The sequence below is a fragment of the Pseudomonas faucium genome (assembly GCF_021602585.1).
In the GTDB taxonomy this organism is placed as follows: domain Bacteria; phylum Pseudomonadota; class Gammaproteobacteria; order Pseudomonadales; family Pseudomonadaceae; genus Aquipseudomonas; species Aquipseudomonas faucium.
This window is the reverse complement of the sequence record NZ_BQIP01000028.1, coordinates 31,753-47,523: the sequence shown is the minus strand read 5'-3', so window position 1 is coordinate 47,523 and position 15,771 is coordinate 31,753. Positions and strand designations below refer to the sequence as shown.

The window sequence follows — 15,771 nt, the reverse complement described above, 5'->3', positions numbered from 1 at the left end:
GTCAGTTGGCCTCTTGCGCAGGTGCGTCGGCCACTGCCGGGGTGACGCCCGGTTTGATCCACCAGGTGTCGATGCCGATGTCGTACTTGGGCGACACCTTGGGGTGGCCGATGTGGTTCCAGTAGGCCACGCGCCAGGTCTTGATGTGCCAGTTGGGGATCACGTAGTAGCCCCACAGCAGCACGCGGTCGAGGGCGCGGGTGTGGTCGATCAGGCTCTGCCGCGAATCGGCGTTGATCAGCTGTTCGACCAGTTGGTCGATGGCCGGGTCGCGCAGGCCGATGAAGTTGCGGCTGCCGGGGTTGTCGGCGGCGGCGCTGCTCCAGAACTCGCGCTGCTCGTTGCCCGGCGAGTTGGATTGCGGGTAGCCGCCGACGATCATGTCGAAGTCGCGCGAGCGCAGGCGGGTGATGTACTGCGAGACGTCGACGCGGCGGATGTTCAGGTCGATGCCAAGGTCGGCGAGGTTGCGCTTGAACGGCAGCAGGATGCGTTCGAATTCGGTCTGCGCCAGCAGGAATTCGATCGACACCGGCTTGCCGTCCTTGTCGACCATCTTGTCGTCGACGATCTTCCAGCCGGCTTCCTGCAGCAGCTTGTAGGCCTGGCGCTGTTGCTCGCGGATCATGCCGCTGCCGTCGGTGACCGGGTTGTGGAAGGCCTCGCCGAACACCTGCTCGGGCACCTTGCCGCGCAGCGGTTCGAGGATTTTCAGCTCATCCGCGCTGGGCAGGCCCCTGGCGGCCATCTCGGAGTTCTCGAAGTAGCTGCCGGTGCGGGTGTAGGCGCCGTTGAACAGCTGCTTGTTGGTCCACTCGAAGTCCAGCAGCAGGCTCAGCGCATGGCGCACGCGGATGTCCTGGAACACCGGCTTGCGCAGGTTGAAGATGAAGCCCTGCATGCCGGTGGGGTTGCCGTTGGGCAGCTCTTCCTTGACCAGCCGGCCATCGCGCACCGCCGGCACGTTGTAGGCGGTGGCCCAGTTCTTCGCGCTGGTCTCCAGGCCATAGTCGAACTGGCCGGCCTTGAGCGCTTCGAGGGCGACGGTGTTGTCGCGGTAGGAATCGAAGGTCATCACGTCGAAGTTGTAGAAGCCGCGGTTGATCGGCAGGTCCTTGGCCCAGTAGTCCTTGACCCGCTCGTAGCGGATCGAGCGGCCGGCCTTGACCTCGGCGATCTTGTAGGGGCCGCTGCCCAGCGGGATTTCCAGGTTGCCGCGGTTGAAGTCGCGGCCCTCGTACCAGTGCTTGGGCAGCACCGGCAGCTGGCCGAGGATCAGTGGCAATTCGCGGTTGTTCTTGTGCTTGAACTTGAACAGCACGCGCAGCGGGTCTTCGGCGACCACTTCGGCGACGTCGGCGTAGTACTGGCGGTACAGCGGGGCGCCGTCCTTGATCAGGGCGTTGAAGGTGAACACCACGTCTTCGGCGCGCATCGGCTGGCCGTCGTGGAAGCGTGCCTCGGGGCGCAGGTAGAAGCGCACCCAGCTGTTGTCCGGGGCTTTTTCGATCTTGCCGGCGACCAGGCCGTATTCGGTGAAGGGTTCGTCCAGGCTCTGGCGCATCAGGGTGTCGTAGATGGCGCTGACGTTCTCGGCCGATACACCCTTGTTGATGAACGGGTTGAGGCTGTCGAAGCCGCCGAAGCTGGACTGGCGGAAGGTCCCGCCCTTGGGCGCGTCGGGGTTGACGAAGGCGAAGTGCTTGAAGTCGGCCGGGTACTTCGGCGCCTCGTCGTACAGGGTCAGCGCATGTTGCGGCGCGGCCAGGGCCGGCAGGCTCAGGCAGGCGAGCAACAGGCTGCCGGCCAGCTGGCGCAGGCGGGGCATGGGCATCATTTGGCTTTCTCCGAAGGCTTTATCCACCAGCTGTTCAGCCCAAGGGTGTAGGGCGGCGTGGTGACGAAGGCGAACCGGTTGCGGTAGGCCAGGCGGTGATTGTCGAGATACCAGTTGGGGATCATGTAGTACTGCCATGAAAGCACCCGGTCCAGGGCGCGGGCGGCGGCGACCTGGTCGTCGCGGGTGCGCGCGGCGAGCAAGGTATCGAGCAGGTGGTCGACCACCGGGTCCTTGACCCCAGCATAGTTCTTGCTGCCCTTGGTCGAGGCTTGGCTCGAGTGGAAGTACAGCCACTGTTCGAGGCCCGGGCTCAAGGTCTGGTTGAGGGTCATCAGGATCATGTCGAAGTCGAACTGGTCCAGGCGTTGCTTGTACTGGGCGCGGTCCACGGTGCGCAGCTGGGCATCGATGCCGATGCTCGCGAGGTTTTCGACATAGGGCTGCAGGATACGTTCGAGGTTGGGGTTCACCAGCAGCAATTCCAGGCGCAGTTGCCGGCCCTTGCTGTCCACCAGGCGCTGGCCGTCGAGCTTCCAGCCGGCCTGGCCGAGCAGGGTCAGGGCCTGGCGCAGGGTCTGGCGGCTGATGCCGCGCCCGTCGGTGTGGCTGACCTGATAGGGCTGGGTGAACAGCTTGTTTGGCAGCTGGTCGCGAAATGGCGCCAGCAGCAGCCATTCCTTGCCGGTGGGCACGCCGGCAGCGGCGAACTCGCTGTTGGGGTAATAGCTGGTCGAGCGGCGGTAGGCGCTGCTGAACAGGGCGCGGTTGGTCCACTCGAAGTCGAGCATCAGGCCCAGCGCCTGGCGCACCCGCGCATCGCTGAAGCTGGCGCGGCGGCTGTTCATGAACAGCCCTTGGGTCTGGGTCGGGATGCGGTGCGGGATCTGCGCCTTGATCACCTCGCCCCGGCGCACGGCGGGGAAGTTGTAGCCGTTGGCCCAGTTCTTCGCCTGGTGCTCGATATAGATGTCGAACTCGCCGGCCTTGAACGCTTCGAAGGCCACCGTGGCATCGCGGTAGAACTCGAATTCGACGCGCTTGAAGTTGTACTTGCCGCGGTTGACTGCCAGGTCCTTGCCCCAGTAGTTCTTCACCCGCTCGAACACCAGGCGCCGGCCTGGCTGCACCTGGGTGATGCGGTAGGGGCCGCTGCCCAGCGGTGGCTCGAAGGTGGTGGCTTGGAAGTCGCGGCCTTGCCAGTAGTGCTTGGGCAGCACCGGCATTTCGCCCAGGCGCAGGATCAGCAGCGGGTTGCCGGCGCGCTTGAAGACGAAGCGGATGCGCAGCGGGCCGAGTATGTCCACGCGCTGCACTTCCTGCAGGTTGGTGCGGTAGATCGGGTGGCCTTCCTTGAGCAGGGTGCGGTAGGTAAAGGCCACATCCGCCGAGGTGATCGGCTTGCCGTCGTGCCAGCGCGCTTCCGGGCGCAGGTTGAACACCACCCAGCTGCGATCCTCGCTGTATTCGACCGAACGCGCGATCAGGCCGTAACTGGAGGTGGCTTCGTCACCGGACGGGTCGTACTGGCCGGTGCCGACCATCAGCGTTTCGTTCAGCTCGCTGACGCCATACTGCAAAAAGTTTGGCGTGGTCACCGGGCTTGTGCCCTTGAAGGTGTAGGGGTTGAGCGTGTCGAAGGTGCCGAATGCCATGGCCCGCAAGGTGCCGCCCTTGGGCGCTTGCGGGTTGACCCAGTCGAAGTGGGTGAAGGTGGCTGGGTACTTGAGCGTGCCGAACTGCGCGTATCCGTGGCTTTCGCTCACCATCGCGGCTGCGGGAAAGCTCAAGGCCAGGCTGAGTGACAGCAGGAGGGGACGTATCAAGTCGGCATCCGATCCAGGGGCGTTGGGCTTTGGTCGGGGTACAGTAACAGCTTGGCGGGGTTGGAAAAAGGGTGTGTCCGGGGGAATGAAGAGGGCCGCTGTGCGGCCCCGGAATTCACATCAATGTGACAGGTAGACGGTCAGTGTCTGCCCTGGCTTGAGTGCATGCCCGCTGCGCGGATTCCAGCGCTTGAGGTGCTGCATCTCGACGTTGAAACGTTTGGCAACCAAATACAGGGAGTCGCCCTTGCGCACCTTGTACTGGGTCGAACGCTTGCCGGCGGCTGCTACCCGGTTGCCCGCAGCGCTTGGCGCGCTGCCGCCACGCAGGGCCAGTACCTGGCCGGCTTTTACCCGGTTGCCCGGCAGCTTGTTCCAGCGCTGGATGTCCTTGACCGACACCCGGTTGGCCTGGGCGATGCTGCTCAGGTTGTCGCCGCGCTTGACCCGGTAGCTGCGCGCCGTGGCCGGCGCCTTGGCTTCGGCGATGGCGCGTTCGAACACTGCCTTGTTCGGCTGCAGGCTGACGATCTGCTCGGGCTTGAGGTCGGTCAGCAGTTGCGCCTTGGCGGTCGGCACCAGCAGTTGCTTGGGGCCGTCCACGGTCATGCGCTTCTTGAACGCCGGGTTGAGCTGGATCAGCTCGTCTTCGTCGATGTTGGCGAAGGCAGCCACCCGCGACAGGTCGAGGCGTTCGTTGATGACGACCGCCTCGAAGTAGGGCTCGTTGGCGATCGGGTTGAGGTTTACGCCATAGGCCTCGGGGGTCATGACCACCTGCGACAGGGCCAGCAGCTTGGGCACGTAGTCGCGGGTTTCCTGCGGCAGGGGCAGGTTCCAGTAGTCGGTGGGCAGGCCAAGCCGTTCGTTGCGCTCGATGGCGCGGCTGACGGTGCCTTCGCCGGCGTTGTAGGCGGCCAGGGCCAGCAGCCAGTCGCCGTTGAACATGTCGTGCAGGCGGGTCAGGTAGTCCAGCGCGGCGTTGGTCGACGCGGTGATGTCGCGGCGCCCGTCATAGAAGTTGGTCTGGCGCAGGTTGAAGTGGCGCCCCGTGGAGGGGATGAACTGCCACATGCCGGCGGCGTGGGCGCGCGAGTAGGCCATCGGGTTGTAGGCGCTTTCGATGGCCGGCAGCAGTGCCAGCTCCAGCGGCATGTCGCGCTCTTCGAGGCGCTCGACGATGTAGTGCAGGTAGAGGCTGCCACGCTCGCCGGCGCTTTCCAGGAAGGTCGGGTTGCTGGCGAACCACAGGCGCTGCTGCTCGATGCGCGGGTTGACGTCGATGCTGTCCTGCAGCACGAAGCCCTGGCGCATGCGCTCCCACACATCCTGCGGCGGCTCGGCAGGCTTGATCGCCAGCGGCGCCGGCTTGTGCTTGATCCGCGCCTGGTAGTTGTGCGCGCGAACGCTGTCGGCTTCGTCGACCTGACGGGTGCTCTGGCAGCCCACCAGGGTGGCGGCCAGCGCCAGCGCACTGATTTGGGCCAGGCGCGTCAGGGCGACTGAATGAGCGGTTCTGCGGCTACGGGAAGACATCGGCGGGGACAGGTTTCCGGGCAAAAAATTTCGGCGATTCTAGAAACCGCTCCCGGCCGGGTCAACCGTTGTCAGCCTGTTGCGATATATCTTGAGGTTATCAGAAGGTGTCCTTCCAAGACCTCAAGGCAGCAAAAACAGTGACCTGCGAGTCGTTTGAATGTCCCTTCCATTCGTCTGCTTTTTGTTTAACTAATGTTTCAGAGGTGCGCAGGAAGGGGTTGGTCAGGCGCTCCAGGCCAATCGTTGATGGCAATGTGATGCGATTTTCCGCACGTAAACGGGTAACGTCTTCGAACCGTTGCTGAACGTGCGGGTTGCCGGGCTCCACGGCCTTGGCAAAACGCAGGTTGCTCAAGGTGTATTCGTGGGCGCAGTACACCTCGGTGTTCTCCGGCAGCGCCGCCAGGCGGGCCAGGGCCGGCTGCATCTGCTGCGGCGTACCTTCGAACATCCGCCCGCAGCCGGCCGCGAACAGGGTGTCGCCGCTGAACAGCACGGGGGTGGCTGGCTGGTCGCTGAAAAAGGCGATATGGCCCAGGGTGTGGCCCGGCACGGCAAGCACCTTGAAGGTCACGCCCAGCACGCTGACCTGGTCGCCGTCGTCCAGCGCCAGGTCGCGGCAGGGAATGCGCTCGTTGGCCGGGCCACAGACGCGGGCGCCGGTCAGCTGCTTGAGCCGTTCGACACCGCCGACGTGGTCGTTGTGGTGGTGGGTGACCAGGATGTCGTCCAGCACCCAGCCGGGGTGGGCAGCCAGCCAGCGTTCCACTGGGCCGGCGTCGCCGGGATCGACCACCGCGCAACGGCGTTTGGCAGTATCCTGTAACAACCAGATGTAGTTGTCGGAGAAAGCGGGGAGAGCATCGATCTGTATCATGGTGCGGATCCGATTCGCCTAGCGTGGCACATGAGGGCATCTTAGCCGCGATGGCGCGGTGCGAGAACCTTCGAGGGAGAGCGCAATGACCGACCAAGCCTTTGCCCAGGCCGACCCAGACTGGGTCGAGCTGATCAGCCTGGCCCGTGAATGGTTCAACGGCCCACTCGGCCAGTTGATGCTCAAGGAAGAGGAAAAACTGCTGGAAGAAGAGCTCGGGCGCTTCTTCGGCGGTTACCTGGTGCATTACGGCCCCTGCGCCGACGCGCCGCCCAGCGCCCCTCAGGTGCAGCGCAACGTGCGCCTGGGCGCGCCACTGCCGGGGGTGGAAATCGTCTGCGAAGAGCAGGCCTGGCCACTGAGCGAGCATGCCGCCGACGTGGTGGTGCTGCAGCATGGCCTGGATTTCTGCCTGTCGCCCCATGGCCTGCTGCGCGAAGCCGCCAGTGCCGTGCGCCCGGGCGGGCACTTGCTGATCGTTGGCATCAACCCCTGGAGCAGCTGGGGCATGCGCCATTTGTTCAGCCACGGCGCGCTGCGCAAGGCGCGTTGCATTTCGCCGTCGCGGGTCGGCGACTGGCTCAACCTGCTGGGCTTCGCGCTGGAGAAACGCCGCTTCGGGTGCTATCGTCCGCCGCTTGCCTCGCCGGCCTGGCAACAACGCCTGGCGGGCTGGGAACGGCTGGCGGGTGGCTGGCAGAGCTCGGGTGGCGGGGTCTACCTGCTGGTGGCGCGCAAGATGGTGGTCGGCCTGCGGCCGTTGCGCCCGGAGCGCCGCGAACCGATGGGCAAGCTGCTGCCGTTGCCGTTGGCCAAGGTCAACCGCACCGCCGTCAACCCCGATACCGAAAAGCACTGAACATGAGTGGTACATGAGCGAAAGCGTCGAGCTGTATACCGATGGTGCCTGCAAGGGCAACCCTGGCCCGGGCGGCTGGGGCGTCCTGCTGATCTACAAGGGCGTCGAGAAGGAACTGTGGGGCGGCGAGCGCGAAACCACCAACAACCGCATGGAACTGATGGCGGCGATCCAGGGGCTGATGGCGCTCAAGCGCGAATGCGAGGTGGTGCTGACCACCGACTCGCAGTACGTGATGAAGGGCATCAACGAATGGATGGTCAACTGGAAGAAGCGCGGCTGGAAGACGGCCGCCAAGGAGCCGGTGAAAAATGCCGACCTGTGGCAGCTGCTCGATGAGCAGGTCAACCGCCATAAGGTCACCTGGAAGTGGGTGCGCGGCCATATCGGCCACCCCGGCAACGAGCGTGCCGACCAGCTGGCCAACCGCGGCGTCGAGGAAGTGCGCGCCAAGCGCTGAGCTGGGGTACAATCCGCGGCTCTGTAATTGATGCAAGTTGGAGCGCCCCGCGTGGAGCAGCAGCAAGATAAGCGGTTCGTCATTCTCGATACCGAAACCACGGGCATGCCGGTCAGCGAAGGCCACCGGATCATCGAGATCGGCTGCGTCGAGGTCATCGGCCGGCGCCTGACCGGGCGGCACTTCCACGTCTACCTGCAGCCTGACCGCGAAAGCGACGAGGGCGCGATCAACGTCCACGGCATCACCGATGCCTTCCTGGTGGGCAAGCCACGCTTCGCCGAGGTCGCCCAGGAGTTCTTCGAGTTCATCCAGGGCGCCACGCTGGTCATCCACAACGCGGCGTTCGACGTTGGCTTCATCAACAACGAGTTCGCCCTGCTGGGCCAGCGCGAGCGCGCCGACATCGCCCAGCACTGCACCATCCTCGACACCCTGCTGCTGGCGCGTGCCCGTCACCCGGGGCAGCGCAACAGCCTCGACGCACTGTGCAAACGCTACGACATCGACAACTCCGGCCGTGAACTGCACGGCGCGTTGCTCGACTCCGAGTTGCTGGCGGACGTCTACCTGGCGATGACCGGGGGCCAGACCAGCCTTTCGCTGGCCGGGCATGGGGCGGATGGCGACAACGATGGGCAGGGCAGTGGGGGCAGTGAAATTCGCCGGATCGCAGGCCGGGCGCCAGGGCGGGTGATCATGGCCAATGCCGAGGAGTTGGAGGCGCATGCCGAGCGCTTGGCGGCGATTGCCAAGTCGGCGGGTGGGCCTTCGATGTGGCAGGCATTGACCGAGACGCCGGCCGGTTGATTTACAGGCAGTAGCGGCCCTTTCGCCGGCAAGCCGGCTCCCACAGGTAACGGCGCAAGGCCCATTGTGGGAGCCGGCTTGCCGGCGACAGGGCCGCCGCTGTAACCATCAGGCTCTACTACCCTGAGAGGGACGACCCGTCCTTCGGAGGTAGCAGCCTGATGTACAAGGACCTCAAGTTCCCCATCCTCATCGTCCACCGCGCCATCAAGGCTGACAGCGTCGCCGGCGAGCGCATCCGTGGCATCGCCGAGGAACTGAGCCAGGACGGCTTCGCCATCCTCGCCGCTGCAGACCACGCCGAAGCGCGCCTGGTCGCCGCCACCCACCACGGCCTGGCCTGCATGCTGATCGCTGCCGAAGGCGTCGGCGCCAACACCCACCTGCTGGAAAACATCGCCGAGCTCATCCGCCTGGCCCGCGCGCGGGCGCCCGACCTGCCAATCTTCGCCCTGGGCGAGCAGGTGACCCTGGAAAATGCCCCCGCCGAGGCCATGGGCGAGCTGAACCAGCTACGCGGCATCCTTTATCTGTTCGAAGACACTGTGCCGTTCCTGGCCCGGCAGGTGGCGCGGGCTGCGCACAATTACCTCGACGGCCTGTTGCCGCCGTTCTTCAAAGCCCTGGTCCAGCACACCGCGCAGTCCAACTATTCCTGGCATACCCCAGGCCACGGCGGTGGCGTGGCCTACCGCAAAAGCCCGGTGGGCCAGGCATTCCACCAGTTCTTCGGGGAAAATACGCTGCGCTCGGACTTGTCCGTGTCGGTGCCCGAACTGGGCTCGCTGCTCGATCACACCGGCCCGCTGGCCCAGGCCGAGGCACGCGCGGCGCGAAACTTCGGCGCCGACCACACCTTCTTCGTGATCAACGGCACCTCCACCGCCAACAAGATCGTCTGGCATGCGATGGTCGGCCGCGACGACCTGGTGCTGGTGGACCGCAACTGCCACAAGTCGGTGGTGCACGCCATCATCATGACCGGTGCCATCCCGCTTTACCTGTGCCCCGAGCGCAACGAGCTGGGCATCATCGGGCCGATACCGCTCAGCGAGTTCACGCCCGAGGCGATCCAGGCAAAAATCCACGCCAACCCGCTGGCGCAGGGGCGTGAGCCGCGAATCAAGCTGGCTGTGGTGACCAATTCCACCTACGACGGCCTGTGCTATCACGCCGGCCTGATCAAGCAGGTGCTGGGCCCTAGCGTCGAGGTGCTGCATTTCGACGAGGCCTGGTTCGCCTATGCCGCATTTCATGCCTTCTTCGCCGAACGCTACGCCATGGGCACCACGTGCAACGCGCAGAGCCCGCTGGTGTTCAGCACCCACTCCACCCACAAGCTGCTCGCCGCCTTCAGCCAGGCGTCGATGATTCATGTGCAGGATGGCGCCAAGCGCCAGCTCGATCGCGACCGTTTCAACGAAGCCTTCATGATGCATATCTCCACCTCGCCGCAGTACAGCATCATCGCGTCGCTGGATGTGGCGTCGGCGATGATGGAAGGGCCGGCGGGGCACTCGCTGTTGCAGGAGATGTTCGACGAGGCTTTGAGCTTTCGCCGTGCCCTGGCCAATTTGCGCGAGCATATCGCCGCCGATGACTGGTGGTTCAGCATCTGGCAGCCGCCGGCGGCGGAGGGCATCCAGCGCCTCGATGCCGCGGATTGGCTGTTGCAGCCGCGCGCAGAGTGGCACGGGTTTGGCGAGGTGGCGCCGGACTATGTGCTGCTCGACCCGCTGAAGGTGACCCTGGTGATGCCAGGCCTCAGCGCCGGCGGCGTGCTGGGCGAGCACGGCATACCGGCGGCGGTGGTCAGCAAGTTTCTCTGGGAGCGTGGCCTGGTGGTGGAGAAGACCGGGCTGTACAGCTTCCTGGTGCTGTTCTCGATGGGCATCACCAAGGGCAAGTGGAGCACGCTGCTGACCGAACTGCTGGAGTTCAAGCGCCATTATGATGCCAACACGTCGCTCGGCACCTGCCTGCCGAGCATCGTCGCGGTCGATGGGGCTCGTTACCAGGGCATGGGCCTGCAGGATCTGTGCGACCAACTGCACGCCTGCTACCGCAGCAATGCCACGGCCAAGCAGCTCAAGCGCCTGTTCACGCGCTTGCCGCAGGCGGCCATGACCCCGGCGCGGGCCTACGACCTGATGGTGCGCGGGGAGGTGGAGGCAGTGCCGATCGAGGCGTTGCTGGGCCGGGTCGCGGCGGTGATGCTGGTGCCGTACCCGCCGGGCATCCCGCTGATCATGCCGGGCGAGCGGTTCACCGAAACCACGCGCTCGATCCTCGACTACCTGGCGTTCGCCCGGGCCTTCAACAGCGGTTTCCCAGGCTTTGTCGCCGATGTGCATGGCCTGCAGAACGAGAGCGGCCAGTACACGGTGGACTGCATCAAGGAATGCGAATGATCTCCACGCCAGTGCGGGCCAGCTCGAAACGGTCCTCACCCAGGTGGTTGACGCGGTCGCCAATGGCCAGGCGATAGGTGGTGATCGGCGCGCCCAGGGCGCTGCCGTCGGTCTGCAGGGTCGACTCCTGGAACTCGTGAACGGGGTAGATGCGGCCTTCGGCGTCTCGGGCGTGGAATTGGCCGACCATTACTGCTGCCATTTAGGTGAAAACCTCTGAAATACGTAGGAAATGTCTGCAGCGATAGACCGTGCATCCCCGCCGGAGTTTTCGCCTACGGCAAAAAAAACCTAAGCGCCGAGGAACGGTCATCTATAACTACAACGTCTCTTTAGCCCGCAAAGGTTGGAAATCGCCATGAGCCAGGTGTATTCGGTAGCGGTTGTCGTCGGCAGCTTGCGCAAGGACTCCTACAACCGCAAGGTGGCCCGCGCCCTTTCAGAGCTGGCACCGTCCAGCCTTGCCTTGAAGATCGTCGAAATCGGCGACCTGCCGCTGTACAACGAGGATGTCGAGGCGGCGGGCGTGCCCGAGCCATGGAAGCGTTTTCGCGATGAGATCCGCCGCAGCGACGCGGTGCTGTTCGCCACTCCGGAGTACAACCGCTCGGTGCCCGGCTGCCTGAAAAATGCCATCGATGTGGGCTCGCGCCCATACGGGCAGAGCGCCTGGGGTGGCAAGCCTGCGGCGGTGGTGAGTGTGTCGCCGGGGGCGATTGGCGGGTTTGGCGCCAACCATGCCCTGCGCCAGTCGCTGGTGTTTCTCGACATGCCCTGCATGCAGATGCCAGAGGCGTATCTGGGCGGCGCGGCGAGCCTGTTCGATGACAGTGGCAAGCTCAACGACAAGACCCGGCCGTTCCTGCAGGGCTTCATCGACAAGTTCGCCTCCTGGGTGAAGCTGAATCGGGCCGCCTGACAGGGGCCTATCGCCGGCAAGCCGGCTCCCACAGGTAAAGGTATGTGCAATGCTTGTGGGAGCCGGCTTGCCGGCGATGGTTGCAACGCCGCGCTATCAGAACGCCTGCGGCATCTCACCCTTGGCCAACCGCCGGTTGATGTCGGCAATCACCTCAGGCAGATCATTGATGGTGTCGATCAGGTAGTGCGGGCGCGACCCTTCGAACAGCTTGTGAATGCGCTTGCGCTCGCTTTCCAGCTTCTCGGCGCTCACCGCCTGATATTCCTCCCAGGTCAACCCCAGGGCATTGCCCGAGCACACCAGGGCCACGGTCCACATGCCGGCACGGCGGCCTTCCAGAATGCCCGGCACGGTGTCGTCGACCTTCACGCACGCCGCCACGTCATCGATGCCCAAGGCAATCACGTTGGCCAGTGCCTGGGCCGGCCATGGGCGGCCATTGGGGGTTTCATCGGTGGCCACCACGTGGTCGGCGACATAGCCGTTCTTGGCCGCCAGCTCCACCACCTTGTCCATCACCACCTTCGGGTAGCCCGAGCACGAGCCGATCTTGAGGCCTTCCTGGCGCAGGCCGGTGAGGGTGTCCAGGGCACCTGGGATCAGCGCCGAATGCACGGCGATCTTCTCGATCTGCAGCGGCATGAAGCGGTTGTAGATGGCGGTGACGTCATCGTCGGTCGGGGTGCGGCCGAACACCTTGCGGTAGCGCTCGGCGATTTCCGGCACGTCGCACAGGGTGCGGATGTGGTCCCACTTGCCCATGCCCATCGGGCCACGGGCTTCTTCGATCGACACCTGCACGTCGAACTCGGCGAAGGCTTCGACGAAGATCTGGGTTGGGGCGAAGGAGCCAAAGTCGACCACGGTGCCGGCCCAGTCGAGGATGGCGGCTTGCAGCTGGGTAGGATTGCTGTAGTTCATGTGCGCGTTTTCCTGAAGGTGGTGAGGCAGAGGGTCAGATGTCCAGTACTTCCATTTCCCGCAGCACTTGGGCCACGGCATTGACGGCGGCTTGCATGCCATCGGGCCCGACCACGCCGATGCAGCCGACGCGGAAGGTTTCGACCTGGGTCAGCTTGCCCGGGTAGAGGATGAAGCCCTTGGCCTTGACCCGCTCGTAGAAGTCCTTGAACTGGTAGCGGGCATCGTTCGGTGCGTGGAAGGTGACGATGATCGGCGCCTGGATCTCGGCCGGCAGGAAGCTGCGCAGGCCGATGGCGGCCATGCCGTCGAGCAGGGTCTTGCAGTTGTCGGCATAGCGCTGGTGGCGGGCCGGCAGGCCGCCTTCTTCGAAGTACTGCTGCAACGCTTCGTGCAGGGCAGCGACCACGTGGGTGGGCGGGGTGAAGCGCCACTGGCCGGTCTTGGCCATGTAGGCGTGCTGGTCGTGCAGGTCCATGGCCAGCGAGTGGGCATTGCCTTCGGCGGCGGCCAGGGCGGTTTTCTCGGCGAACACGAAGCCCATGCCCGGCACGCCTTCCAGGCACTTGCCGGAGGCGGCGATCAGCGCTTCGAAGGGGATTTCGCGGGCATCGATCGGCAGTGCGCCGAACGAGCTCATGGCATCGATGATCAGGCGTTTGCCGTGGTTCTTGATGACCTGGGCAATCTGCGGCAGCGGGTTGAGGATGCCGGTGCTGGTTTCGCAGTGGATCAGCGCCACGTGGGTCACGGCCGGGTCTGCGGCCAGCAGGCGGTCGACGTCGGCGGCGGTGGTCGGCTGGTCTTCGGCGGTCTCGAAGGTGGTGAAGCTGCGGCCCAGCACCTTGCAGATCTTCGCCAGGCGTTGGCCGTAGGCGCCGTTGATCAGTACCAGCACCTTGCCGTCACGCGGCACCAGGGTGCCGATGGCCGCTTCCACGGCGAAGGTGCCGCTGCCTTGCAGGGGCACGCAGTGGTGGCTGGCGCTGCCGTCGATGATCGCCAGCAGCTGCTCGCAGACGCTGGCGGTCAGTTGGTTGAAATCGCGGTCCCAGGAGCCCCAGTCCACCAGCATGGCTTGGCGGGTGCGGAGTGATGTGGTCAGTGGGCCGGGGGTCAGCAGGATCGGGGCGTTGCTCATTCCGTGGTTCCTCACAAGCTGCGGGTTTCGCCAGTTGGTTGGGCGCTGAAACTACGGGGCCTAGGTTGCAATTCGCCGATCTATCAATCAAATTGTTTGTCGTTATGCCAGCCATAAGTCAGGCCGATACAAAATGAACCTTTTCCAGCTTCGCGCTTTCGATGCGGTTGCCCGCGAGGGCAGTTTCACCCGCGCCGCCGAGCGCCTGTTCATCAGCCAGCCGGCGGTGACCGGGCACGTCAAGGCGTTGGAGGAGCACTACCAGATCACCTTGCTGCGGCGCACCGCCCGGCGTGTGGAATTGACCCCAGAGGGCACGCGCCTGGCGGCCATCACCCGGGCCATGTTCGGCCTGGCCGAAGAGGCCCAGGCAATGCTCGAGGCCAACCGCCAATTGCTCACCGGGCGCCTGGAAGTGGCGGCCGACGGGCCGCACCGGGTGATGCCGATGCTTGCCCTGCTGCGCGAGCGTTACCCGGGCATCACCGTCAACCTGCGCCTGGGCAATGCCCAGGAAACCCTGGCCGCGCTGTTGTCCGAGCACGCGGATGTGGCCGTGCTGACCGAGATCGAGCCGCGCAAGGGCCTGCACCTGCAGAACCTCTGTGAGTCGCGCTTGTGTGCACTGCTGCCGGTGGGGCACGACTGGGCCAGGGGCGAGGGCGACCTGCCGCTGGCGGCGCTGCACCAGCAGATCATGGTGCTGCGCGAGCCGAGCTCGACCACCCGGCGCACCTTCGACAAGGCCTGTGCCCAGGCCAAGGTACAGCCACGGGTACTGCTGGAGCTGGACAGCCGCGAGGCGGTCACCGAGGCCGTGGCTTCGCAGCTGGGCATCGGCGTCGTCTCTTCGACCGAGGTGGCCCATGACCCGCGGGTGCTGGCCCGGCCGCTGGCCGGGCAGGGCTTGCGCAACCAGCACATGCTCGGCTGCCTGGAGCGGCGCCGCGAACTGCGCCTGATCCAGGCCTTCCTGGGCTTGGCGGCAAGCCTGTGAGGCCGCGCCGGCTTGCCGTAAGATGGCCGCCAGTGAGCAACCTGGCGCCGGATGGCCGATGAGCGAGAAAGACACGATTTCCATGCAACTGGTGCGTGAAGCCCTGTTGCAGAGCTGCCCCGACAGCGATGCGGCCGCTGCCTTGCTGCGGCGCGCCGGGATCGATGCGGGCTTGCTGGAGCAGCCGGACGCGCGGGTGGCTGCCGGTGCCTATGCACGCGTGTGGCGCCTGTTGTCGCAGCGCTGCAATGACGAATTCTTCGCCATGGACCCCCGTGGCTTGCGCGGCGGCAGCCTGGCCCTGCTGGCCCGCGCGGCCATGGCCCAGCCCAGCCTGGGCGAGGCGCTGGATGTGGCCTTGGGCTTTCTCGGCCTGATGCTCGAAGACCTGCAACCGGTGCTGGTACGCCAGGGCAGCCTGGCCGAGATCGTCATCGGCGAGCCCCGTGAACAGCCCCGGCGGGCCTTCACCTACTTCACCTTCTGGATGATCGTGCATGGCGTGGCTTGCTGGCTGGCCGGGCGGCGCATCCCGATTCTGGCCATCGACCTGCGCTGCGCCGAGCCGCCGTTCTGCGACGACTACCGGGTGATGTTCTCCGAGAACCTGCAGTTCGACCGCCCCCGCACGCGCATGATCATCGCCGCCGATTGCCTGGCGCTGACGCCCAGGCGCACGGCCGAAGACCTGCAGCGCTTTCTGGCGCAGGTGCCGGGCAACATCCTGGTCAAGTACCGCGACCCCGACAGCCTGGCCCGGCGCATCCGCCACGACCTGCGCCAGCATGACCCGGCCGGCTGGCCCGATGCCGAGCGCCTGGCGCTGGGCCTGTGCATGTCGGCGTCGACCCTGCGCCGGCGCCTGGCCGAGGAAGGGCAGACCTACCAGGGCCTGAAGGACAGCGTGCGCCGCGAGTTGGCGATCACCTGGCTGGCCGAAGCCGACCTTGGCCTGGCACAGGTGGCGGAGCGCCTGGGGTTTGCCGACAGCAGTTCGTTCTACAAGGCGTTTCGCAAGTGGTTCGGCTGCAACCCGGGGCATTACCGCACGCTGGTAGTGCAGGGCGACGGCGCCGCCTGAGCGCCACAAACCGCTGTGCGGGGCAGTTCCCTGTGCCTTGGCAAGTGGCCCTTGCTCACTGTATGGGCCCCTCCAACCCGCACAGGTGCA

The 15,771-nt window shown here is 65.4% G+C and carries 14 protein-coding genes; 7 read left to right on the top strand and 7 right to left on the bottom strand.

Annotation, left to right across the window (positions count from 1 at the left end; all coding sequences use genetic code 11):
• Position 1 precedes the first annotated feature (1 nt).
• From L6D75_RS24085 to gloB, 4 genes are all read right to left on the bottom strand, one after another.
• Positions 2 to 1,837: an extracellular solute-binding protein gene (locus L6D75_RS24085; RefSeq protein ID WP_176516326.1), complete on the bottom strand. Its 1,836-nt coding sequence runs from the start codon at positions 1,835 to 1,837 to the stop codon at positions 2 to 4.
• Positions 1,834 to 3,663 (bottom strand): extracellular solute-binding protein, encoded by a 1,830-nt coding sequence (locus L6D75_RS24080; protein ID WP_219824865.1) that lies wholly within the window; start codon positions 3,661 to 3,663, stop codon positions 1,834 to 1,836. Before L6D75_RS24080 ends, L6D75_RS24085 begins: the two co-directional genes overlap by 4 nt.
• Before the next feature lie 120 nt (positions 3,664 to 3,783).
• A complete protein-coding gene (locus L6D75_RS24075; protein ID WP_176516325.1) occupies positions 3,784 to 5,199 on the bottom strand; it encodes a lytic transglycosylase domain-containing protein in 1,416 nt (471 codons plus the stop codon).
• A 100-nt stretch (positions 5,200 to 5,299) separates the two neighbouring features.
• Entirely contained in the window at positions 5,300 to 6,079 is a 780-nt protein-coding gene (gloB, locus tag L6D75_RS24070) for a hydroxyacylglutathione hydrolase (protein ID WP_176516322.1), read from the bottom strand.
• Positions 6,080 to 6,164: 85 nt separating this feature from the next.
• On the opposite strand from gloB, the gene L6D75_RS24065 reads away from it, so the two are divergent.
• From L6D75_RS24065 to L6D75_RS24050, 4 genes are all read left to right on the top strand, one after another.
• Positions 6,165 to 6,938, top strand: coding sequence for a class I SAM-dependent methyltransferase (locus tag L6D75_RS24065; protein WP_176516320.1), 774 nt, complete (start codon positions 6,165 to 6,167; stop codon positions 6,936 to 6,938).
• 13 nt (positions 6,939 to 6,951) lie between these two features.
• Complete coding sequence (rnhA, locus tag L6D75_RS24060) at positions 6,952 to 7,398, top strand: ribonuclease HI (RefSeq protein ID WP_176516318.1); 447 nt, start codon at positions 6,952 to 6,954, stop codon at positions 7,396 to 7,398.
• A gap of 51 nt (positions 7,399 to 7,449) precedes the next feature.
• Positions 7,450 to 8,208, top strand: coding sequence for a DNA polymerase III subunit epsilon (dnaQ, locus tag L6D75_RS24055; protein WP_176516315.1), 759 nt, complete (start codon positions 7,450 to 7,452; stop codon positions 8,206 to 8,208).
• A 161-nt stretch (positions 8,209 to 8,369) separates the two neighbouring features.
• The gene (locus L6D75_RS24050; RefSeq protein ID WP_176516313.1) at positions 8,370 to 10,619 is read left to right on the top strand and encodes an Orn/Lys/Arg family decarboxylase; all 2,250 of its coding nucleotides are present in this window, start codon (positions 8,370 to 8,372) and stop codon (positions 10,617 to 10,619) included.
• Here the strand turns inward: L6D75_RS24050 and L6D75_RS24045 are convergent.
• Positions 10,603 to 10,821, bottom strand: coding sequence for a hypothetical protein (locus L6D75_RS24045; protein ID WP_176516311.1), 219 nt, complete (start codon positions 10,819 to 10,821; stop codon positions 10,603 to 10,605). The two genes, L6D75_RS24050 and L6D75_RS24045, sit on opposite strands and share 17 nt — an antisense overlap.
• Positions 10,822 to 10,977: 156 nt before the next feature.
• On the opposite strand from L6D75_RS24045, the gene L6D75_RS24040 reads away from it, so the two are divergent.
• On the top strand, positions 10,978 to 11,538 hold the full coding sequence (locus L6D75_RS24040; RefSeq protein ID WP_176516309.1) for an NADPH-dependent FMN reductase: 561 nt from the start codon (positions 10,978 to 10,980) through the stop codon (positions 11,536 to 11,538).
• Between the two features lie 96 nt (positions 11,539 to 11,634).
• Here the strand turns inward: L6D75_RS24040 and phnX are convergent, their stop codons facing one another.
• Together phnX and L6D75_RS24030 are read right to left on the bottom strand one after the other, a co-directional pair.
• On the bottom strand, positions 11,635 to 12,462 hold the full coding sequence (gene phnX / locus L6D75_RS24035; protein ID WP_176516307.1) for a phosphonoacetaldehyde hydrolase: 828 nt from the start codon (positions 12,460 to 12,462) through the stop codon (positions 11,635 to 11,637).
• Positions 12,463 to 12,496: 34 nt separating this feature from the next.
• Positions 12,497 to 13,603 carry a 2-aminoethylphosphonate--pyruvate transaminase gene (locus tag L6D75_RS24030; protein ID WP_176516305.1) on the bottom strand — a complete coding sequence of 369 codons (1,107 nt, stop codon included), beginning with the start codon at positions 13,601 to 13,603 and terminating at the stop codon, positions 12,497 to 12,499.
• A 133-nt stretch (positions 13,604 to 13,736) separates the two neighbouring features.
• On the opposite strand from L6D75_RS24030, the gene L6D75_RS24025 reads away from it, so the two are divergent.
• Together L6D75_RS24025 and L6D75_RS24020 are read left to right on the top strand one after the other, a co-directional pair.
• On the top strand, positions 13,737 to 14,600 hold the full coding sequence (locus tag L6D75_RS24025) for a LysR substrate-binding domain-containing protein (RefSeq protein WP_176516302.1): 864 nt from the start codon (positions 13,737 to 13,739) through the stop codon (positions 14,598 to 14,600).
• Between the two features lie 58 nt (positions 14,601 to 14,658).
• Entirely contained in the window at positions 14,659 to 15,681 is a 1,023-nt protein-coding gene (locus L6D75_RS24020; protein WP_176516300.1) for an AraC family transcriptional regulator, read from the top strand.
• The last annotated feature ends 90 nt before the right edge of the window (positions 15,682 to 15,771 follow it).